At 41.0% G+C, this 22,619-nt stretch carries 16 protein-coding genes and 2 pseudogenes; 14 read left to right on the top strand and 4 right to left on the bottom strand.

All coding sequences use genetic code 11. The features are described from left to right. Positions 1 to 1,772, top strand: a 1,772-nt coding sequence (locus NF418_RS08755; RefSeq protein ID WP_256779267.1) for an LPXTG cell wall anchor domain-containing protein, incomplete at its 5' end; no start/stop codon positions are given. A 166-nt stretch (positions 1,773 to 1,938) separates the two neighbouring features. Continuing rightward, positions 1,939 to 2,679: pseudogene (locus NF418_RS08760) on the top strand (IS30 family transposase). A gap of 565 nt (positions 2,680 to 3,244) precedes the next feature. Here NF418_RS08760 and NF418_RS08765 read toward each other — a convergent pair. Continuing rightward, the gene (locus tag NF418_RS08765) at positions 3,245 to 8,764 is read right to left on the bottom strand and encodes a S8 family serine peptidase (protein WP_256779269.1); all 5,520 of its coding nucleotides are present in this window, start codon (positions 8,762 to 8,764) and stop codon (positions 3,245 to 3,247) included. Positions 8,765 to 9,073: 309 nt separating this feature from the next. Here NF418_RS08765 and NF418_RS08770 point away from each other — a divergent pair. From NF418_RS08770 to NF418_RS08820, 10 genes and pseudogenes are all read left to right on the top strand, one after another. Next, positions 9,074 to 9,814, top strand: a pseudogene (locus tag NF418_RS08770) (IS30 family transposase). 206 nt (positions 9,815 to 10,020) lie between these two features. Continuing rightward, positions 10,021 to 10,245, top strand: a complete 225-nt coding sequence (locus NF418_RS08775) for a hypothetical protein (RefSeq protein ID WP_256779270.1) — start codon at positions 10,021 to 10,023, stop codon at positions 10,243 to 10,245. Between the two features lie 340 nt (positions 10,246 to 10,585). Continuing rightward, the gene (locus tag NF418_RS08785) at positions 10,586 to 11,152 is read left to right on the top strand and encodes a DUF3267 domain-containing protein (RefSeq protein ID WP_256779273.1); all 567 of its coding nucleotides are present in this window, start codon (positions 10,586 to 10,588) and stop codon (positions 11,150 to 11,152) included. Between the two features lie 12 nt (positions 11,153 to 11,164). Next, positions 11,165 to 11,380: a helix-turn-helix transcriptional regulator gene (locus NF418_RS08790; protein WP_004299042.1), complete on the top strand. Its 216-nt coding sequence runs from the start codon at positions 11,165 to 11,167 to the stop codon at positions 11,378 to 11,380. Beyond that, the gene (locus NF418_RS08795) at positions 11,377 to 12,108 is read left to right on the top strand and encodes a DUF3169 family protein (protein WP_256779275.1); all 732 of its coding nucleotides are present in this window, start codon (positions 11,377 to 11,379) and stop codon (positions 12,106 to 12,108) included. Before NF418_RS08790 ends, NF418_RS08795 begins: the two co-directional genes overlap by 4 nt. 18 nt (positions 12,109 to 12,126) lie before the next feature. Then, complete coding sequence (locus NF418_RS08800; RefSeq protein WP_256779277.1) at positions 12,127 to 12,636, top strand: DUF3278 domain-containing protein; 510 nt, start codon at positions 12,127 to 12,129, stop codon at positions 12,634 to 12,636. Positions 12,637 to 12,656: 20 nt separating this feature from the next. After that, complete coding sequence (locus tag NF418_RS08805; RefSeq protein ID WP_024379654.1) at positions 12,657 to 12,839, top strand: hypothetical protein; 183 nt, start codon at positions 12,657 to 12,659, stop codon at positions 12,837 to 12,839. A 24-nt stretch (positions 12,840 to 12,863) separates the two neighbouring features. Then, positions 12,864 to 13,553 (top strand): CPBP family intramembrane glutamic endopeptidase, encoded by a 690-nt coding sequence (locus tag NF418_RS08810; RefSeq protein ID WP_256779279.1) that lies wholly within the window; start codon positions 12,864 to 12,866, stop codon positions 13,551 to 13,553. A gap of 12 nt (positions 13,554 to 13,565) precedes the next feature. After that, positions 13,566 to 13,889 carry a hypothetical protein gene (locus NF418_RS08815; RefSeq protein ID WP_256779281.1) on the top strand — a complete coding sequence of 108 codons (324 nt, stop codon included), beginning with the start codon at positions 13,566 to 13,568 and terminating at the stop codon, positions 13,887 to 13,889. Between the two features lie 13 nt (positions 13,890 to 13,902). Then, positions 13,903 to 14,577 (top strand): CPBP family intramembrane glutamic endopeptidase, encoded by a 675-nt coding sequence (locus NF418_RS08820; RefSeq protein WP_256779283.1) that lies wholly within the window; start codon positions 13,903 to 13,905, stop codon positions 14,575 to 14,577. Positions 14,578 to 14,612: 35 nt separating this feature from the next. On the opposite strand, the gene nrdF is transcribed toward NF418_RS08820, so the two are convergent. The 3 genes from nrdF to nrdH all read right to left on the bottom strand — a co-directional run bounded on the left by nrdF (position 14,613) and on the right by nrdH (position 18,360). Further along, on the bottom strand, positions 14,613 to 15,572 hold the full coding sequence (gene nrdF, locus NF418_RS08825; RefSeq protein ID WP_105144406.1) for a class 1b ribonucleoside-diphosphate reductase subunit beta: 960 nt from the start codon (positions 15,570 to 15,572) through the stop codon (positions 14,613 to 14,615). A gap of 333 nt (positions 15,573 to 15,905) precedes the next feature. Continuing rightward, a complete protein-coding gene (gene nrdE, locus NF418_RS08830) occupies positions 15,906 to 18,065 on the bottom strand; it encodes a class 1b ribonucleoside-diphosphate reductase subunit alpha (RefSeq protein ID WP_256779284.1) in 2,160 nt (719 codons plus the stop codon). 76 nt (positions 18,066 to 18,141) lie between these two features. Then, positions 18,142 to 18,360 carry a glutaredoxin-like protein NrdH gene (gene nrdH / locus NF418_RS08835; RefSeq protein ID WP_256779285.1) on the bottom strand — a complete coding sequence of 73 codons (219 nt, stop codon included), beginning with the start codon at positions 18,358 to 18,360 and terminating at the stop codon, positions 18,142 to 18,144. 472 nt (positions 18,361 to 18,832) lie between these two features. Between nrdH and acnA the strand changes: the two genes are divergently transcribed. Further along, positions 18,833 to 21,502: an aconitate hydratase AcnA gene (acnA, locus tag NF418_RS08840; protein ID WP_256779287.1), complete on the top strand. Its 2,670-nt coding sequence runs from the start codon at positions 18,833 to 18,835 to the stop codon at positions 21,500 to 21,502. After that, positions 21,502 to 22,617, top strand: a complete 1,116-nt coding sequence (locus NF418_RS08845; protein WP_373325958.1) for a citrate synthase — start codon at positions 21,502 to 21,504, stop codon at positions 22,615 to 22,617. Before acnA ends, NF418_RS08845 begins: the two co-directional genes overlap by 1 nt. Positions 22,618 to 22,619 lie beyond the last annotated feature (2 nt).

Consider the following 22,619-nt stretch of genomic DNA (forward strand, 5'->3'; position numbering starts at 1 on the left):
AACCAGATGTGACGGACACAGATGATGACAACGACGGTATCCCAGATGAGCAAGACAATAATCCTAAGACAGCTAAGGAAACAACTGTAACAGCTGACGGTTCAACAGTCGTTGCTGGTAAGGAAATCACTCCAATCCCAGTAACCGTTGATTCAGACGCTAAGAACCCAACAGTTGAAGTTACAGGCTTGCCAGAAGGTCTAAGCTACAACCCAGCTACGAACCAAATCGAAGGAACACCAAGCGGTAAGGAATTGCCAGAAGGTCAAGATACAGTAGACGTTCCAGCAACCATCACTGTAACCGACGGTTCAGGTAAACCAGTAACTAAGGACATCACAATCACTGTTCAACGTGACACTGATGGCGATGGTATCCCAGATGTGACAGACCCAGATGATGACAACGATGGTATTCCAGATGAGACTGATAAAGAACCTAAGACACCGAATACAGACTCTGCTGTAACCCCAGCAACTGTAGTTGAAGGTCAACCAGTTGAAAATACTAAGGTTGTCACACCAGAATCACCAAATTCAGTGATTACACCATCAGAACCAGTTAACGGCGTATCAGTAGATAGCAACGGTAACTTGACAGGTACACCAGACATTACAGATTGGAAAGACGACGAGGAAGCTCGTACAGTTAACATTCCAGTAACTGTAACAACAGACGGTGTTGAGAAAGTTGTTAATGTTCCAGTCACTATCCAACGTGATACAGATGGCGATGGTCAACCAGATGTGACGGACACAGATGATGACAACGACGGTATCCCAGATGCTGATGAGAAGAAAGACGGTACCGATCCTAAGAACCCAGATACAGACGGCGACGGCGTAACAGATGGTGACGAGAAGAAAGACGGTACCGATCCTAAGAACCCAGATACAGACGGCGACGGCGTAACTGATGGTGACGAGAAGAAAGACGGTACCGATCCTAAGAACCCAGATACAGACGGCGACGGTGTAACTGATGGTGACGAGAAGAAAGATGGTACCGATCCTAAGACCCCAGATACAGACGGTGACGGCGTAACAGATGGTGACGAGAAGAAAGACGGTACTGATCCTAAGACCCCAGATACAGACGGCGACGGCGTAACTGATGGTGACGAGAAGAAAGACGGTACTGATCCTAAGACCCCAGATACAGACGGCGACGGCGTAACTGATGGTGACGAGAAGAAAGATGGTACTGATCCTAAGACCCCAGATACAGACGGCGACGGTGTAACTGATGGTGACGAGAAGAAAGATGGTACAGATCCTAAGACCCCAGATACAGACGGCGACGGCGTAACTGATGGTGACGAGAAGAAAGACGGTACTGATCCTAAGACCCCAGATACAGACGGTGACGGCGTAACTGATGGTGACGAGAAGAAAGATGGTACCGATCCTAAGACCCCAGATACAGACGGCGACGGCGTAACTGATGGTGACGAGAAGAAAGACGGTACTGATCCTAAGACCCCAGATACAGACGGCGACGGTGTAACTGATGGTGACGAGAAGAAAGACGGTACCGATCCTAAGACCCCAGATACAGACGGCGACGGTGTAACAGACGGTCAAGAGAAGACTGACGGTACAGATCCTAAAGTGAACAATACCAATGTTACTAACAGTTCAAAATCATCAAGAACTCAGTCACATTTGCCAAATACTGGTGAAGAGTCTTCATCAGTGGCAGGTGCAATTAGTGCAACAATGTTACTTGGTGCGTTTGCAATTACTGCGAAACGACGCCGTAAGGAAGATTAATCAATTTTTTGGATATATATTCAGTGGAATAATTCCATAAATAGATGAAAAGGAAAGGGCAACCTTTCCTTTTTTGTCCCAATTTGTAAAATTAAGCTAGACAGAAAAAGCCATCTATGTTAGGTTCAGATAAACTACCACATTTTTCTGAAAGGAACTAACATAAATGACCTATACCCATGAACCACAAATGAACTCGTAATGATAGAGGCTTACTACAAAGAAGGTATAAAAGTTACAGATATCATGATAGCTCTTGGAAGATTAAAGCAGACCGTCTATCATGTTATCAACTTTCTCAAAGATGGACATTCTGCCTATGACTATTATGAACACTATAAAGCCAATAAGAAACGCTGTGGTCGGAGAAAAACAAGCCTTTCGCAGAGATTTACGGGAAAGAGCTGAACTCTATTCTGATTTTCATACAGAGTTCGGACACCTAGAAGGAGATACCATTGTTGGCGAGAAACACAAAAGTGCGAGCATTACCTTAGTAGAACGACTTTCAAAAGCCATCATTACAATGAAAACTAAGGGACGAAAAGCAAGTGATATTGAGGAAGCCATCAATCAATGGCTTTCACGAGTTCCCAGTCATCTCTTTAAGTCGATTACTTTTGATTGTGGGAAAGAATTTTCCAATTGGAAGTCGATTTCGAATGCACATGACATTGACATTTTCTTTGCCGATCTAGGTTGTCCCGGTCAACGAGGTCTCAATGAACACTCGAATGGTTTACTAAGACGAAACGGATTGCCTAAACAGATGGACTTTGCCGATATTTCTCAGCAGTTTTTATCAGTTATAGCTGATAAGAGGAATAAGATTCCTAGAAAATCTTTGAATTATCAAACACCCTACCAAGTTTTTCTGAGTTGCTTGAAAAAGTCTAGCTTAATTTGACAATTTAGGTTGTATATGATCCTTTATTCTTCTGTTTAAATATAGAGGTAATGCCGCTGATCCTTAGGAGATTATTGAAATCTGCAATATGTTTATTATCACAATGTATGAATAAATAAATCAAAAGATTTATACTCAATGAAAATCGAAAAGGTACCTAGGTCACGATGCCGAAGATAGATCCGTAATTCAACTTGGTAAGTTGACAACAGATAATTATGATTTTCGAAGAGTATTAATGTATTTTGTTTGTACCAATACAAGAAATTTGAGAATAAAAATAACCCCAACTTTAGATTTTTACTCTAAATGTTAGGGTTACATTCAAATTCTAAGAGGTTGTTCGAAAGAGGATAAGAACAACCTCTTAAATAATGATATATCAAGTACATCTAGCTCATCAAAAAATCTTGAATTCACGTTTCTGAAAAGCTAGAAAATTAGAAGCAGCCTGCTTTTCGAGTTATTATTTAATCCTAGGACAGTCACTGGACTATACTACTACCTGAACTCCCGATTTCTAGTTTGAAAGTTAATGCATTTGACTATTATCAGTAAAGAATCTCTAGTCTATTTTGTTCTTTTTAAGCAAGTTAAAGCCTGTCAACACGAGCCCAAGTAGGCCAAGGAAGCTCATATAAATAGCAGATTCTTGTCCTGTATTTGGTAATTGAGCAGTAGATGAATCCTGCGATGAAGCTTCCACCGCTTTCTCAGTCAAAGATGATGAATTGCTTGATTCGATTTCTTGTGTAAGCGGAGGTTGATTTGTTGCCTTTAACTGAATAAGATTTGGTGTAGGAAGTGGGACTTTGAGTTTTGGAAGTTTGTTCACTATACCCTGAGGTTGTAATCCAGTACCTGAATTTGACACTTCCGTATGTTCAGGCGGTGTCTGCTCTTCTGTAGTTGGCTTCGTTGGTGTTTCTGACGGCTCTTTTGGCTCTTCTGTAGTAGCAGTCGCAACTCCGTCCAGAGCTTCCTGAGCTACTTTGAGAGCAGCCAAAGCTTGATCTACAGCTGCTTGACTAGCACTTGCATCTGCTAAAACTAGTTGAGCGGCCTCAAGGGCTTGGTCATAAGTTGCTTTTTGTACTTCAGAAGCATTGAGATATTTGGCATCAGTTGTTTTTAAGACTGATGAAACAGCAACTAGATTGCGTAGGGAAACATAATCTGTCGCTTGACCATCAAGGGCAGCTTGGGCTGCTTTCAAACTTTCCACTGCTTGATTGACTACCGCTTGGCTGGCAGTAGCATCTGCCAAGACAATTTGTACCGCCTGAAGTGCTCGCTCATAGGCTTCCCGAGATGCTAGAGAACCATTGATATAGTGGCTATCAGTAGTTTTGACAAGATCGGAAGCTGCGATCAGTTCTGCCAAATCTGTCCGATCTGTCGCTTGACCATCAAGGGCAGCTTGGGTTGCTTTCAAACTTTCCACTGCTTGATTGACTACCGCTTGGCTAGCAGTAGGATCTGCCAAGACAATTTGTGCCGCCTGAAGTGCTCGCTCATAGGCTTCCCGAGATGCTAGAGAACCATTGATATAGTGGCTATCAGTAGTTTTGACAAGATCGGAAGCTGTAATCAGTTCTGCCAACTCTGTCCGGTCTGTCGCTTGACCATCAAGGGCAGCTTGGGCTGCTTTCAAACTTTCCACTGCTTGATTGACTACCGCTTGGCTAGCAGTAACATCTGCCAAGACAATTTGTACTGCCTGAAGCGCTTGCTCATAGGCTTCCAGAGATGCTAGAGAACCATTGATATAGTGGCTATCAGTAGTTTTGACAAGATCTGAACCTGAAATCAGTTCTGCCAACTCTGTCCGATCCGTCGCTTGACCATCAAGGGCAATTCGTGCTTGCTCTAAACTTACCATAGCTTGATTCACAGTTACCTGTGTGACATTTTCAGTTGCTAATACCAGTTGGGCTGCACGGAGCAAGGTATCGTAGGCTGCTTGTTTGGTTGCATCAGCATTATAATAGACCGATTCCTTACGTACTTCATCATAACGATTCACTTCTGCAAGCAAGGCACTTGTGTCTGTTGGAAGACCATTGAGGGCATCTTTAGCTGCTTGAAGGCTAGCAAGTGCAGCATCAACTTCCGCCTGGCTATGTTTTGCAGCCACAATAGCTTCTGCACTAGCCAAGGCTATCTTATAAGCTTCTTGTTTGGCTACATCAGCATTGTAGTAAGCCACTGTCGCCTCAATACCTCGAAGGAAAGCAATATTGCTCAACAATTCTGTCTTGTTAATCAGGGTCAAGGTCTTGACATTTCGCTTATCATCGATGACAGAAACAGCCAAATCTTCTAAGAATTCATAACCTGCCGGAAGAGTTGCCGCAAGAGTGTAATCACCGACTGGGACAAATTTTCCATAATCAGTCGTTGAGTACTTAGCATTTGGAAGGACAATGATCTGACCATTTTCTGTTACCAAGGTGACTGTTGTACCTGCTGGGAGGGCTTTATCAACATCAACCAAGAGACTGGCCTTATCACGCAAGGTCACGTAGAAGTCCACAGTTGCTGTACTATTTTCCTCTGTAATTTCAACTGTCACACTGGTTTCTCCTGCTAGAGTTGACCATTCTGTATCGTAGAGGAAGAGATCAAATGTATAGGTACCAAAAGGCAATTTCAGAATGCTATCATTTTCTGCATAACGTGGTAATTCTGTTACAACCTTACCTGAAGCATCTTTGACAGAGTAAGTGTATAGGATTGAAGCTGGTGAATTGGTTGCTTGATCAAGGAGGTTGACTGTTACCAATCCAAGATCATTGCCAATACTAATTAAGTCTGCAACTTTAGCAGAAACCAGGTTGCCTGCGTAGTCTTCAACTGTGTAATAGAAGTTAGCAATATCTGCTAAGTCTAGTGGCAGAGTGAAGGAGCCGTCTGCATTCTGTGCAACAAATACCTTATTATCTGTTACTACAACCTGACCATTCTCATCTAGGTCAATCGCCATGGTCAATCCTGCATCATTGGTTGCAAGGTAGAATACTTGCTCTCTAAAAATGCCTGAAGGACCATTTTCAATCGCTTGACGTGGATCGAATACTTGACTTGTTTCATCGTAGGTAGCGGTTGTGATAACTGGAGCCTGACGGTCGATGACAACATCAAATACCATGGTTTGTACATCTGCACCTGGGACATCTGAATAGTAGGTGAGGACGTATTGATAGTTTCCATCTGCCAAATCGTTGCCTTCTTGATCTGTACCTGCCCACTCTGTTGGATACACTACTGTTGACTTAGGATTCTTAGGATTTCCACTGAAGAAGTTCTTATCGCCATAATTCGGTTCGCTAGTCCAAAGTGGTTTGGTACGCTCTGTATCATCAGCGGCGTAGACACTGGCTACAAGCTCTGAATAATTCCGCAAGAATACACCCTTGAAGGCAAGAGAATCTTGGTTGTTATCGCCGTTTGGTGACAGAGCTAAGTGAGGTTTTCCATTTTCATCCAATTCTAGTATAAAATTACCTGCTTCATTTTTATAGGTACCCAAGGTTTTAATAGCAAGATCAGTACGTTTGTCCGTTGAATAAATCACTTCTGAACTGCTGGTTACAAGGCCTGTATAGTGGTGGCTGATATCCACTGTCAATGGTTCCTCCGCAACTGGCTCAAAGTAGAAACCACCTTGACCATCCGCGATTAAGTTGTAGATAGGCTCTTCCACAACAGCAAGATTCTGAAAGGCTCCTCTGAAGCCAACATAAGGAATGCTGACAACATCAACACCGTCAACTGTATCTGTGAAACGAACAAATCCTTCTAAGTAGTAACCATTTGGCATTTGCTCTGTCAGTTCTTGGGCAAAGGCAGTCGCATCTAGGGAAATCATCAGAGTGGTGGAGCTGTTTGCTTTAACGGTCACTGTCTGGCCTGCGGTTTCTTCCAAGAGACGTGGTGTTAAGCTAAAGTAGCCGTCTGCTACTGTATCTGTATTCAAATCAGTTACATAGCTAAAGGTCTTGTCTTGGTTAGTGATATTGTGCAAGGTCACTTCAAAACTGAAAGCATCAGCTACATTTCCAAGTGTAATGCTACTATAGCCGTCCGCACCTGTCAGGTAAACACCACTTGAAATAGCGGCTGCCGTATCAATGATACCTGCTCCCTGCTGTCTAGGCGATGTATAGGCTTGCGTATCTGTATTGTAGTGAGCTTTTGCTGTAGACATAAGCAAGTGTTTCACCAAAGCTTCAATTTCTTGCTGGCTCTTTTCTGGGTAAGTCTGCAAAAGGTATTGTTTCACCAAGACAGCTGCTCCTGCTACGTGAGGGGCTGCCATACTGGTTCCGTTCATACTACCATACTCATTGTCATTGATAGCAGCGTAAATAGATCCACCTGGTGCAGCAAGGTCTGGTTTCAATTCACCGTCAGCTGATAGACCCCAACTTGAGAAGTCTGAAAGGACGCCTGCAGCAGGGTTTGGCTGTTTATCCGATTCATTGTTAAATTGAATTTGGTAGCTATTGGTTGCCAATGCTTCACCGAATTCATAAGGAATAAAAATAGATGGAATGGCAATGGCTGTATCATCAAGGGACATGCTGACATTTGCTTCACCTGGTCGGCTGTTATAAATAACTACCCCAGCCGCTCCTGCGGCAGTCGCATTGGCAATCTTTTCAGAGAAGGTAATTGATCCACGTTTGATGAGGGCTAACTTACCTGTTAAATCTAGGTCTGTGAAATCCTCAACCTGTCCAAGTCCTGCAAATACATAGTCATAGGCCTTACCAATCTCAAACTTAACAGGGCTCTTTTCTGGGTTATTAAAGGAACTCTTACCATAGTTCAAGTCTGCATTATTTTCAAGTCCAATAATATTGACGACTTGACTGCTAACAGTCGTGTTATTGTAGGAAGCAACAGAGATGGCATCACGCGCAGTTGAAGGATTCCCTACCAGACCATAGTCTGGATTTTCAACTGTTGGATTAGAATGACCTGAACCGAAAGTACCGTCATTACCAGCCGCAATGACAACTGTCACGCCAGCCTTACGAGCGGCTGCAATGGCTGCATCAACTGTAGAATCCATGTTAACAACAGATCCGTTGGCACCACCTAAGCTGAGGTTAATGCTATCAGCTCCCAATTTTACAGCATCTTCAATTGCTTTCACATAAAGTGCTGGACCTGTGGTTGACTTGAGGTCAGAAAAGACACGCATGAACATCACTTGGGCTTCTGGTGCCACACCGTAAATCAACTCACCACCATTTGGCACTGTAGGATTACCAGCTGCAATACTGGTTACGTGCATACCGTGTGAGCTTTTATCCTCTTCTTTCAGAACAGTATTGACATCTACATAGTTGTATCCGAAAATGACCTTGTCACTGAACCATTCTCCATAGGTAATGCCTGCGGCAGTTTTAGCTGCTTCGAGCTGTTCTTGACTAGTATACTTTGCCTTACTGATGTCTGTTAGTTGCAAAACATCATGCTCAACATCCAAACCAGAATCGATAATAGCTACAACAGTACCTTCTCCCTTATAGCCACTATCCCAAACTTTTGGAACGGTAATAATCGTATTACTATCAATGTTTTGTGGTGTTTCACTTGAAGAGGTTGCGACTACGGTTACAACTGATTCTTCTGCCGGTTTCTCTGTCGAAGAGACTGCTTCCGTTACAGTGTCAGCTGAGTCAGTTGCAGTTGCTGCTTGTCCTGTAGCTGCAGTCTCATTTACTTCAACAATTTCAGTTGCCGCCGGGGTTTCCTCCACTTCAACAATTTCAGCTTTTTCAGCTGCAGTGGATGTCGCGACTTCACCGCTTGTTCCTTCTGCGATTGTTTCAGTAGCTAGTGTTTCTGTAGTTTCAACTACTACTTCAGCGGCCACTACTGTCGGAGTTTCTGCTGTGGTTTGGACAGTTGTGCTAGATTGAACAGTCGTTTCTGCTCCTACTGGGCTGGTTTGTCCTTGCTCAGCTGCATAAACAGTGCTTGGACCTCCCAACAAAAAAACTGCTCCCAAAAGAACGGACACAGCCCCTATTTTGTACTTGCGAAGTGAGAATCTTTCTTGCTTTTTCATTATAACTCCTCCTATATTTCTCCTTCATTATTGGATAAACCAATATGTTTATTTAATCATAAAATAAATGCTATTTCAAGTAAATTCTGAAAATTCAATCATTGATTCAAACTATAACTATGTATAGTTATAGTTTATAACGAATTTATCTGTTAATGAACTTCAAAAATGCATAAACGGAACAGACTGATTTCTTGGTATAGTCAAATTTATGTTCATGAGATTTAATTAAAATTAAGCTAGACAGAAAAAGCCATCTATGTTAGGTTCAGATAAACTACCACATTTTTCTGAAAGGAACTAACATAAATGACCTATACCCATGAACCACAAATGAACTCGTAATGATAGAGGCTTACTACAAAGAAGGTATAAAAGTTACAGATATCATGATAGCTCTTGGAAGATTAAAGCAGACCGTCTATCATGTTATCAACTTTCTCAAAGATGGACATTCTGCCTATGACTATTATGAACACTATAAAGCCAATAAGAAACGCTGTGGTCGGAGAAAAACAAGCCTTTCGCAGAGATTTACGGGAAAGAGCTGAACTCTATTCTGATTTTCATACAGAGTTCGGACACCTAGAAGGAGATACCATTGTTGGCGAGAAACACAAAAGTGCGAGCATTACCTTAGTAGAACGACTTTCAAAAGCCATCATTACAATGAAAACTAAGGGACGAAAAGCAAGTGATATTGAGGAAGCCATCAATCAATGGCTTTCACGAGTTCCCAGTCATCTCTTTAAGTCGATTACTTTTGATTGTGGGAAAGAATTTTCCAATTGGAAGTCGATTTCGAATGCACATGACATTGACATTTTCTTTGCCGATCTAGGTTGTCCCGGTCAACGAGGTCTCAATGAACACTCGAATGGTTTACTAAGACGAAACGGATTGCCTAAACAGATGGACTTTGCCGATATTTCTCAGCAGTTTTTATCAGTTATAGCTGATAAGAGGAATAAGATTCCTAGAAAATCTTTGAATTATCAAACACCCTACCAAGTTTTTCTGAGTTGCTTGAAAAAGTCTAGCTTAATTTGACAATTTGGGTTTAATATGTTTTGAATACTTAAGCACTCTGACCATAATCGACTACATTTTGACAACATTCATAAACTTTTTGACAAAAATTATTATTTTTTTGACAAAGATACTTGTCAAAAAGAAAAAGAAGTGTTACAATAATATCAAGATAAAGAGATGAAAACGAATTCATCAGGTAAATAAACAGAAAGCAGGAAGCAAATATGAAAAACAATAGCAATAAAAAAGGAATTTTGATTACAGGAACAGGTGTTGTTCGTAGAGTAGAGGTGATTGTTGCCATAATCTTCATCCATAGTCTCGTTCAAACGATTTTCTTTGGTCAAGAGATGGACACCTTGTCGCTCTTGATGATGATGTGGTCTATATGGATTTTGGAAATCTCTCTCAGTAAAGATAAGGAGAAAAAGAATGAACAAGACAGTTAAAAATGGAATGAAAGTTTTTCTACTTTTCTTCGTACTCTTTTTGATCAATATTCTGGTTTTCAAAGTTCTAGCCTTACTAGGATTTGACCTTAGTTTGAACGAAGAGAGTTATTTAATTCCACCTTTGATGGCGACACTGTTGCTCTATTTAAAACATGTTAATCCCAAGAAAAAGTGACAAAAGCTAGGGAAAGATAGGAGAAAACTTATGAAACGACACATTTTGTCTGATATGGCAGCAATTATTATTGCAGGAGCCTGTATTGTCGGATTATTGATTGGAGTGGCTCTAGGACTATATAGTTTAGTCTAGCTTGTAGGTAAATGAAGGAGAAGAAACATGGAAACTAAAAAGAAGTTATATGAAGTCAATATCATGGAAAATAAGAAGTTTGTCTGGGGATTAAATATTCTTGCCGTGGCACTCATTCTTCCATTTGCCTTCGTATTTGGAATGATAGGCAGTTGGTTGATAGCTAACAGTTCACAAAAATTGGAATTGACCTCTTCTGAGCTAGGATGGGGGTTGCTCCTGTATTTTCTTTTAATAGTTGTACATGAAGCGATTCACGGTCTCTTTTTCAAGATTTTTTGTCCTGAAAATCCTGTCAAATACGGGTTTAAATGGAAATCGGGCATGGCCTATGCTACCAGTCCAGGTTCCCTCTACAATCGGATGCAAATGCTGGTGATTTCCCTAGCACCATTTGTTGTGATTAGTTTGGGCTTGACCATGTTAGCAGGATTTGGGATGATGAATACCACTCTTTACTTCATGCTGGCAACTATGCATGCGGCCTCTTGTGCAGGCGATTTCTACTATGCCTATCTCTTATTGGTCAAGTTTGCTAAGGAAAATATAGCTGTCGAAGACACAGAAACAGGCTTGATTATCTACCAAGTCTAGAAAGGAAAACTCATGGAATATGTCTTAAAAAATCGGCTCAAGGAGTTGAGGGCACGGGATAGTCTCAACCAGACAGAGTTGGCAAAGTTAGCAGAAGTATCACGGCAGACTATTAGCTTGATTGAGCGAGGAGAATATACGCCCTCGGTGGTCATTGCCATGCGAATTGCTCAAATTTTTAATGAAAATGTGGAGAATGTTTTTCAATTAGTGGAGGTAGAAGAATGAAACAAGGGAAACAATTAACGACTGGTAAGCGAATTATCTTTTTCATCTTAGTCAGTTTAGTGCTACAAGTAGCTTTATTTGTAGCTGGCTTCTTCATGGGTGTTTTTGAGGGGGCAGGATTTGATATCAATACACTTTTGTTCGCAACAAGAACATTTATGGTGGCAAGTTTCATTGGATTTGCCTATCTTATGTACAAGAGTTTTACGACCTTCAAGCGTTATCAAGAAAGTGAAGAAGATGATGATGTTCTTGATCAGCTTTACAAGACAACCTTTCGAAGTTTGGAATACGGTACGATTCTATACAATATTTTTGGAGGTTTGGTTTTGGCAAATATGATACTAGGTGTTAATATTTCAGCGGATTATTATACAATCGAACTCTTTGATATTGCAGCTGTTATCGTTCTTCTTCCTGCTCAGATTGGAATCTTCAAGGTGACACAGGTAGTTCGTCAATACAAATTGTCAGCCTTTCCTACACCAAGCGAAATTAAAGATTATATTTATGCACTAGATGAGGGGGAACGACAAGCTAATTTTGAACAAAGTTATCTAATTGTTCACAACTTGAACCAATGGGTCTTACCACTTTTATACCTTTTGATTATGGTGGTAACGCACATTACCCAGACACAACAGCTGTTGGCACTCTTGATTGTTGCTTTTCTTCATATTTACATCAATATTCTCAATGTACAAATGATACGGAAATATTTTAAATAGACTATAGAGGTAATAGCTATGAAAAAGGAAAATCTACACATTCGAGCAATTCGTTATTTCTATGATATTGTTGGTGAGTTAGACGAGGTGTCTTATGCGGCCTTGACCAATTTCGGCAACAATATGTATATGCTCTTTATAACAGTGACACTGGTGAGCTTCCTAGTTAGCTTTGCGCTGGGAGAAGATGTCATGGGAATCAGCCTTTTCTTGACATTGGTATATTCTCAGGTCAAGCAAGAGGCCATTATAAAACGGCTGGGCTTGGATAAATTGTTTGTTGCCAAGGCTGATGTAAAAATGGCTCGGAAGAAAATGATGAAACGAACTCTGTATCAAACCCTACAGATTGCCGTTTTGAGTTTGCTGGTTAGTATTGGCCTCTGGCAGTTACAAATTCCACAGGAAAGTGGAACATCTGCAGCAGAGTATTTCCAGTTTGTCACTCCCATGACAGTTGTTCTTCTGAGCTTAGTAGGATTTGTTAGTTTCTACTTTGCCAATCGTAAGAAAATCACATTCATTTAATGTAAATGGAGGTATCAACAATGAAAGTCTTTAAGAAAATTTATCTTGCTTCATTTATCGGTCTTGGCTTGTACGCAGTTGGCTATGTTTTCGGAGAATGGCTGGCTACTGGGCAGATTGATTTGTCAAATCTGAATATCCTTCTGCCGATGGTTTTGGGCTTGCCTGCTCTGCTATTGTTCGAAAAAGATGCTAAGAACTAATTGAGTGATATAAAGGAGATTGCTATGAATAGACTTGGAAATGTCAAAGATTGGAATGTGGTAAAAAACTGGAAATTTCTCTTAGTGGGATTGGTTGTCGTTGCACTGAATGTATTGACCCAGATGGCCATGTCTGCCCTACCAAATTTTGATGGGACTAACCTACTGATTGCCGCAGCGCTCATATTGCTTGCAGTGGTGGTCGGTCTTGTTTTGACCAGTAAAATTGGTCTATGGAAGAGCGAGCAGAAGTGGGGGATGGGTGCGAATGTTGGTTTTGTAGCCCTCACCTTTATCGTTATGTTTGGTTTGAAAATAATTGGTGGGCAATTGATTATGCTGGAAGAGGGATATGGTCAAACGACTGCCAATCAGGAAATCATCAATAATTCAGGCTTGCCAACCTTAGTTTTGTTTCTCTTTACAGTTTTCTTTGCTCCAGTTTTGGAGGAACTGCTTTTTAGAGGGATTCTTATGGGGAGAGTATTTGGTAAGGATTCGATTGTAGGATTATTGCTATCGAGTTTTCTATTTGGGCTCATTCACAATCCGACCAATATCGGATCTTGGGTTGTCTACGGAGGTATGGGGCTAGTCCTTGGACTCGCCTATCGTATTTCTGGCAAATATACCAACGCACTTATTCTTCACATGGTCAATAATTTCCTGAGTGTCTTGCTCATGTTACTCTTGCAGAGTATAGGTTTCATTTAGAAAGGAAATGAGATGGAGATTTTTCAATGGATAGCCTTTGCTTATCTATTATTCAGCTACCTGTCAGATAGGAAAAAGGTGAAACAGTTACAAAGCAAGGTAAACAAACTACAAAAAGGTCTAAAAGGAGAAAATCAGATGTCCGTTTTATTGAAAGAATTAGTCGGAAGTAAAGCCAAAATCCGTTTCGATGAGGAATTTATGACCATTTACGAATACAGCATTTTAGCTGTAGATGAGGATTGGGTTAAAATTTCTCGTGAATTAGCGAATGGGGAGCTTGAAACCAAGTTGGTACGAGTCGATAACATTGTTGATGTGACTGTTTTAGAATAAGGAGGGATACATCATGAAGAAATTTTTTAAACATTCTGGTTTATTATTAGCCTATTACATTGCCTATCAATTCGGATCCCAGTTCCTCCAGATACCATGGGCTACTGAGCAGGTAGAGGGTATTCCAGCTAGTGCGGTAGAAGGTTTATATTGGTTTGGACTGATTGTGGGGCTGCCCTTGTTAATTGGTTTTTCCTACCTTCTTTGGAAAGTCTTGTACCCGAGAAAAACAATGGAGCTGACGCTAGATAAGCCTTGGCTAAAACAGATTGCCTATCCGCTGTTAGCCTATCTTGCATTCTTCATTCTCCAATTTCTCCTACCAGTTCCTGAATCAGATAATCAGAAAAATGCAGTTGCCTTTATCCAGTCTGCACCTATTCACTCCTTTTTCCTGGTGGTCATTTTTGCAGGTATCTTTGAAGAATTGATTTTCCGTGGTTTCATGGCAACCTATTTCTTCCCTAAATTATCCGATGTAAAATCTGTCTTGCTCTACGGCCTCGTTTCAGGAACCTTGTTTAGTTTTGTGCATGGTCCAGCAACCCTTCCACAATTTTTGATTTATTTCACAATGGGAGTAATCTTTGCATGGATTTATTTGGTTAAGCAAGATATCCGCTATCCAATGGCCCTACACATGCTCAACAATGGCATTTCCTATTTGATGATTGTATTTTTAGTATAAAAAATAAGCAGCTCGGATTGAACTGCTTTTTTTGATTATAAACCGTAAAGATAATCATCGTCCTGCATGGCTTCAACTTCACCGAGTAGATATCCGTTACCGACTTGGGAGAAGAAGTCGTGGTTAGATGTACCGGTTGAAATACCGTTCATGATGATTGGGTTGACATCATCTGCTGAATCTGGGAAGAGTGGATCCTGACCCAAGTTCATGAGGGCCTTGTTGGCATTGTAACGAAGGAAAGTTAAGACTTCCTCAGTCCAGCCAACTGCATCATAGAGGGAGCGTGTGTAGCCTTCTTCATTTTCATAAAGTTGGTAGAGAAGGTCGTACATCCAGTCGCGGAGTTTATCTTGTTCTTCCTCGGACAATTCATTGAAACCAAGTTGGAACTTGTAGCCAATGTAGGTACCGTGCACAGACTCGTCACGGATGATTAGCTTGATGATTTCCGCAACGTTGGCCAGTTTGTTGTTACCAAGGTAGTAGAGTGGCGTGAAGAAACCAGAGTAGAAGAGGAAGGTTTCTAGGAATACGCTGGCAACTTTCTTTTCAAGTGGGGTACCAGTTTCGTAGATTTCGTTGATAATCTTTGCCTTGCGTTGCAAATATTCGTTGTTGTTGGTCCATTCAAAGATATCTTCAATCTCAGACTTGGTGTTCAATGTTGAGAAGATAGAAGAGTAAGATTTGGCGTGAACAGACTCCATGAATTGAATGTTGTTGTAAACAGCTTCTTCGTGAGGTGTACGAATATCGTTGCGAAGAGCTTGGACACCTGTTTCAGATTGAAGGGTATCCAGGAGGGTTAGTCCACCGAAGACCTTACCAACCAGGTCTTTTTCGTCAGCAGTCAGTTTACGCCAGTCATCCAAGTCATTTGATAAGGGGATACGTGTATCGAGCCAGAATTGCTCTGTTAACTTTTCCCAAGTTGACTTGTCGATAACATCCTCAATGGCGTTCCAGTTTATGGCTTTGTAGTAGGTTTCCATCATATTCTCTTTCTTTTTCTTATACTTCAAATATTATATCACAAATAGATAGTAGCCTGTAAAAAAATCCCCTAAAAGGGATCTTTAATCGATTGCTTATTAGTTGCTTCACATCGTGAATGACAGTGTCGTAAGGTAGCTAGCTAATCCGTATATAGCGGTTAGCGTAGCTTGGCTAGTTGGATTGCCAACAGCTAAGCTTGTGAAAGTTACGATCTGAGAAAAGTCGTTCGAACTTAACGACTTTTCGAGGTAGTAAGCCACTTAGGTACTGACCAAATAGTCAGTACCGTTCATTCATTAGATGCCTTAGTATCAATGAATGTTAGTGTCTTAAATCACACAACTCTCACATTGGTTTGCGCCGACTTCTTCGCCGTCGTCTGTGAAGGTGCGGACGTAGTAGATAGATTTGACACCCTTATTGAAGGCGTAGTTACGAAGAATAGAGAGGTCACGTGTGGTTTGTTTGTTCTCTTTTTTCCATTCATAGAGTTCTTTTGGAAGCTCACTGCGGAGGAAGAGAGTGAGGGACAAACCTTGGTCGACGTGTTCTGTTGCAGCAGCGTAGACATCAATGACCTTGCGCATATCCATATCGTAGGCAGATTTATAGAATGGAATGGTTTCTGTTGCCAAGCCAGCTGCTGGATAGTAGATTTTACCGATTTTCTTCTCTTGGCGTTCTTCAATCCGTTGTGTGATTGGGTGAATTGAAGCAGAAACGTCGTTGATATAAGAGATAGAACCGTTAGGTGCAACAGCCAAACGGTTTTGGTGATAGAGTCCGTCAGCTTTTACTTTTTCGCAGAGGTCCGCCCAATCTTGTCCACTTGGAATGAAAATGCCTTCAAAAAGTTCTTTAACACGGTTAGATTGTGGTTGGTAGTCACCCGTCACATACTTGTCGAAATAGCTACCGTCTGCGTATTTTGATTTTTCAAAGTTATGGAAAGTAGCCTTGCGTTCGCGGGCAATGTTATTTGATTCTACCAAGGTCCAGTAGTTGAGGAGCATGAAGTAGATGTTGGTAAATTCTACGGCTGTTTTTGAACCGTAGTCAATCAGGTTCTGAGCCAAGTAAGAGTGAAGTCCCATAGCACCAAGACCGATAGAATGAGCTTGCTCATTTCCAGCTTCGATAGACGGTACCGCAGAAATGTGCGAATGGTCTGTCACGTAGGTCAAGGCACGAGTCATGGTACGGACAGAACGTCCAAAATCAGGCGATTTCATCAAGTTGACAATATTGGTTGAGCCAAGGTTACATGATACATCTGTCCCCATGGTCAAGTATTCTTGAGAATCATTGATGACGCTTGGCGTTTGAACTTGAAGAATTTCTGAACAGAGGTTAGACATGATAATCTTGCCGTCAACAGGATTGCTACGGTTGGCTGTATCGATGTTGATAACATAAGGATAGCCAGATTCCTGTTGAAGTTTAGAAATTTCAGTTTCTAGGTCACGTGCCTTGATTTTTGTCTTACGAATGCGTGGGTTTGCCACCAATTCGTCGTATTTTTCCGTAATATCAAGGTAGCTGTAAGGCACACCGTACTCTAATTCAACAGAGTAAGGGCTGAAGAGGTACATGTCTTCATTCTTGCGTGCTAGTTCGTAGAATTTATCTGGGATCGTAATCCCTAGCGACAAGGTCTTCACGCGAACTTTCTCATCGGCATTTTCCTTCTTAGTCGAAAGAAAGGCGATAATGTCTGGGTGGAAGACATCCAGATAGACTACCCCAGCTCCTTGGCGTTGTCCAAGTTGGTTAGAGTAGGAGAAGCTGTCCTCGAAGAGTTTCATAACAGGAACGACACCAGAAGCAGCCCCCTCGTAGCCCTTGATTGGAGCACCTGCCTCACGCAGGTTGCTGAGGGAGATACCGACACCACCACCGATACGGGACAATTGCAGAGCAGAGTTGATAGAACGTCCAATAGCATTCATATCGTCTGTGACTTGAATGAGGAAACAAGACACTAACTCACCACGACGGGCACGGCCTGCGTTGAGGAAGGAAGGAGTAGCAGGCTGGTAACGCAAATGAATCATTTCGTTGGCCAAATTGAGTGCCAATTCTTCATTGCCCTCTGCAAAATACAAGGCGTTGAAGAGAACACGGTCTTCCATGCTTTCCAAGTAGTAGGCACCGTCGTTGGTTTTAAGGGCATACTGGTTATAGAACTTGTAGGCTGCCATGAAAGACTTGAAGCGGAAGTTTTGGTCCTGTAAGAATTGATGGATTTTAATGATAAATTCTGGGCTATACTGATCCAAAAATTCTTTTTCAAGATAATTTTCTTCTACTAAATAAGCAATCTTGTCCAAAATGGAATCAAATTGTTTGGTATTTGGGATAACATTTTCCTTGAAGAAGGCCTTAACAGCTTCTTGGTCCTTATGGAGAGGAATTTGTCCATTGACAGGACGGTTGATTTCGTTATTCAAACGGAAGTAGGACACATCGCCTAATTCTTTCAAACTCATAATCGCAATCTCTTTCTATAGATAAAATGAAAAATGGAACAAAGACAAAGGTGTATTCGTTCCGATAGAGCTCTTGTTAGACAAGGGCTTTTAGTTTGCTTGGTTGGAAACCTGAGAAGCTTTCTGTTTCTGTTTCGATGACAGGAGCAGATGAAAAACCAAGGCTTTTCACATGTTCGATGTATTCTGGTTGCTCATCTAGGTTGATTTCAGTATAGGCCACATTGTGTTGGTCAAGAAATTTCTTGCTCATTTTGCATTGTACACAATCGTTTTTAGAATAAATTGTTACCACTTTATTTCTCCTTTGTTGATTAAATTCACCAATCTAGGATACTAGATTTTGGGGTCAAAGTCAAGATAGAAGATTAACTTTGGCACAAAATATAGTGTGTTAAAAAACGAACAAACACCATATATAGTACAAAAATGTATACGAAATAAACAATTGAATACTAGAATTGTAAATCTAGCGAAATGCAAATTATATAGAAAAATCGAAGTAAACTACAGCTACAGATTAGTTACTTTAAAGATTAGGATTTTGCGTTAGTTTGTGAAGAGTTAGTGTTTGAATACCATTCATTGATATCGTTAAAACAGTTACAAGTTAAAAAATACTTCTCATATTTTTTAATTTTCAAATGATTTATTATATTAAAGGGTTGTTTATGTCATGAAATATTACACGCGAAGTAATCTATATATTGAATAAATATTGCGCTTTGTACTATACTATTACATAATGTTAAAAGAGGTTAAATGTTATGGAAACATCATACAAAGAACGCTTACATCACCAAGGGGAAGTGTACAGTTACTATGCATTGAAATCGGTTGCGGATAAAAATGGAGTGGATATTCATACACTTCCATACACGATTCGTATTTTATTGGAAAGTCTTTTAAGGAAAGAAGATGGTGTTGATGTTACGAAAAATCACATTGATGCATTGTCTAACTATCAGGCTTCTTCTCCCAAGGGGGAGGTTCCTTTCAAACCTAGTCGAGTAATCCTGCAAGATTTTACGGGTGTGCCTGTGGTGGTGGACTTGGCGTCTATGCGTGATGCAGTTGTAAAGTCTGGAGGACGGCCTGAGCTGATTAATCCAGAAATTCCAGTAGACTTGGTTATTGATCACTCGGTTCAAGTAGACGTTTTTGGGACAGAAAATGCCCTGGAAAAGAATGTTGCTTTGGAATTTGAACGCAATAACGAGCGCTATGAGTTTTTAAAGTGGGCAGAGCAGTCTTTTGATAATTATCGGGCTGTCCCGCCAGCGACAGGGATAATTCACCAAGTCAACATTGAGTTTCTGAGTGATGTTGTTATCAATAAGGATGGTTTGCTCTATCCTGATTCCATGTTTGGAACAGATAGTCATACAACCATGATAAATGGGATTGGAGTTCTAGGTTGGGGTGTCGGTGGTATAGAGGCAGAAGCCGCTATGTTGGGTGAAGCTTCTTATTTCCCAATTCCCGAGGTTATTGGGGTCCGGTTATCAGGTCAATTACCAAAGGTTGCAACCGCAACTGACTTGGCTTTAAAAGTGACGCAACTCCTTCGTCAAGAAAAGGTTGTTGGTAAATTCGTCGAATTTTTTGGCTCTGGTTTGTCATCGCTCGCCTTGGCGGATCGGGCTACTGTTGCCAATATGGCTCCGGAATATGGTGCAACCTGTGGCTATTTCCCAATTGATGACGAGACGCTTCATTACATGAGGTTGACCAATCGTTCTGAAGAACATATCGCCTTGACTGAAGCCTATGCCAAGGAAAATCATCTGTTTTATCATCCTGAACAATTTCCGACTTACACCAAAGTCCTTGATTTGGATTTATCCACTGTTGTACCATCTATATCGGGACCCAAACGTCCTCAAGATTTGATTGCATTAACGGAAGCTAAGGCAGAGTTTCAAGCTAGTATAACGCGAGAAATGGGGGTTAGGGGGTTCGGTATGGATGTAGCAGAGCTGGATAAACAAGCACTTGTAACCTACCCTGATGGTGAACATACGATCAAAACAGGACATGTAGCTATTGCTGCGATTACTTCCTGTACTAATACTTCCAATCCATACGTTCTTCTGGCAGCTGGTTTGTTAGCTAAGAAGGCGGTGGAAAAAGGCTTATCCGTTGATAAAACAGTAAAAACCTCTCTAGCACCAGGTTCAAAAGTAGTAACAGGTTATTTAAAGAAATCAGGTTTACAAGACTATTTAGATCAATTAGGTTTTAACCTTGTCGGATATGGTTGTACGACCTGTATCGGTAATTCGGGTGATTTACCAGCCCAAGTTGCTGAAGCCATCAAAGAAGAAGATTTGTTGGTTTCAGCTGTTTTATCTGGAAACCGTAATTTTGAAGGGCGAATCAATCCACTTGTTAAAGCCAATTTCTTGGCCAGTCCACCTTTGGTGGTTGCTTACGCTATAGCTGGGAATATGACTGTAGACTTATCAAGCGAACCTTTGGGATATGACAAAAATAATCAACCAGTCTATCTTGCAGATATCATGCCAAGCCGTGAAGAAGTGGATACTTATATTGAAAAATACGTGACACGAGATCTCTATAAAGAAGAATACCAATCGGTCTTTACAGATAGTCAAGCCTGGAATGCTATTGAAACCAAGACGGATATGAATTACAGTTGGGATTCATCATCGACCTACATTCAAAATCCACCATATTTTGAAAATATGCAGGCTGATTTATCTATTAAACCGCTTGAAAACTTGGCAGTTTTGGCAAAATTCGGTGATTCTGTGACGACAGACCATATTTCGCCTGCGGGAAATATTGCCCGTCTTAGTCCAGCGGCTCAATATCTGGAAGAAAAGGGAATTGCTTATGTTGATTTTAACTCTTATGGAAGCCGTCGAGGTAACCATGAGGTCATGATGCGTGGAACTTTTGCTAATATTCGTATCAAGAATGAATTGGCCGATGGGAAAATCGGTGGCTGGACTAAGTATAAGGGTGATATTTTATCAATTTATGATGCGGCTATGAAGTATCGTGAGTCTGGTATTGGTAGTATTGTCATAGCTGGTAAGGATTATGGCATGGGATCCAGTCGAGATTGGGCAGCAAAAGGGGCTAACTTGCTAGGTGTCAAAGCCGTTTTAGCAGAATCCTTTGAGCGGATTCACCGGTCAAATTTGGTCATGATGGGGGTTTTGCCGCTTCAATTTTTAGAAGGGCAAACAGCAGATAGTCTCGGCCTGACTGGCTATGAAAGCTATTCAATTGAGTTACCAGAAGATGTTGGAATTGGGCAAATCGTTACCGTTAAAGCGGTTTCGCCAGAAATTACAAAAGAATTCCAAGCCTTGGTTCGATTTGATGCAGAAGCTGATATTCGCTATTATCGACACGGCGGTATTTTACCGATGGTTGTCAGAAAGAAACTAGGAGGTCATATTTGATGGAAACAAATGGTTTAAAAGATGCAATTGCTTGTGATACGAGAATTTGTGCAATTGAAAATGATCGTTTATCCTATGCTGGTTACGACATTTCTGAATTAATGGATAACAATGCTTCATTTGAGGAAGTGATTTACCTCCTGTGGAATTTACATTTACCAACTCAGATTGAATTAAACTATTTTGAGAAAAAACTTCGTGAGGAATATGCTATTTCAGATGCAGTTGAACAATGTATTTTAATCCAATCTCGAAGACATCTACATCCTATGAGTGTGCTGAGGTCAACAGTCTCCTTGTTAGGGGTTTACAATGTTCATGCTGAGGACAACTCCTTAGAGTCTCTGTATGAACAATCTATTCAAATTATGGCTAAAGTTCCTACAATTATTGCGACATTTGCTCGATTACGAAAAGGGCTAGTTCCTATTGAACCAAGAACTGATTTAGGATTTGCAGCCAACTTCTTATATATGTTAAATGGGGAGGAACCGACAGAATTACAGGTCAAGGCATTTAACAAAGCCCTGGTTTTGCATGCAGATCATGAATTAAATGCCTCTACCTTTGCGGCGCGTGTGACTGCCTCAACCTTGACGGACTTGTATTCTTGTGTGACAACGGCCATTGGAACCTTAAAAGGTTCCTTGCATGGTGGTGCCAATGAACGGGTATTCGATATGCTGTTGGCTATTCGGGAAAGTGGAGATGCAGAAGGATATTTGCAGGAAAAACTGGATTCAAAAGAAAAAATCATGGGCTTTGGTCACCGTGTTTATAAAACGGTGGATCCTCGTCAACATTATTTAAAGGAAATGGCGCGTGATTTGACATTGGGAACTGATAGTGAAGTATTTTACACTCTATCAGAAGAGGTTGAACACTTTATCAAACACAAGAAAGGTTTGATTCCCAATGTGGATTTCTATTCTGCAACTGTTTACTATGTTCTAGGAATTGACAGTGATATTTTTACTTTGATTTTTGCTATGAGTCGTATGGCTGGTTGGATTGCCCATGTGCAAGAACAACGGAAAAATAATAAGTTAATTCGGCCACGTTCATCATATGTAGGTAGTAGAGACTTGGCTTATATATCAATAGGGAAGAGGTAAAT

It is taken from the genome of Streptococcus suis (assembly GCF_024509555.1).
Lineage (GTDB): Bacteria > Bacillota > Bacilli > Lactobacillales > Streptococcaceae > Streptococcus > Streptococcus suis_AD.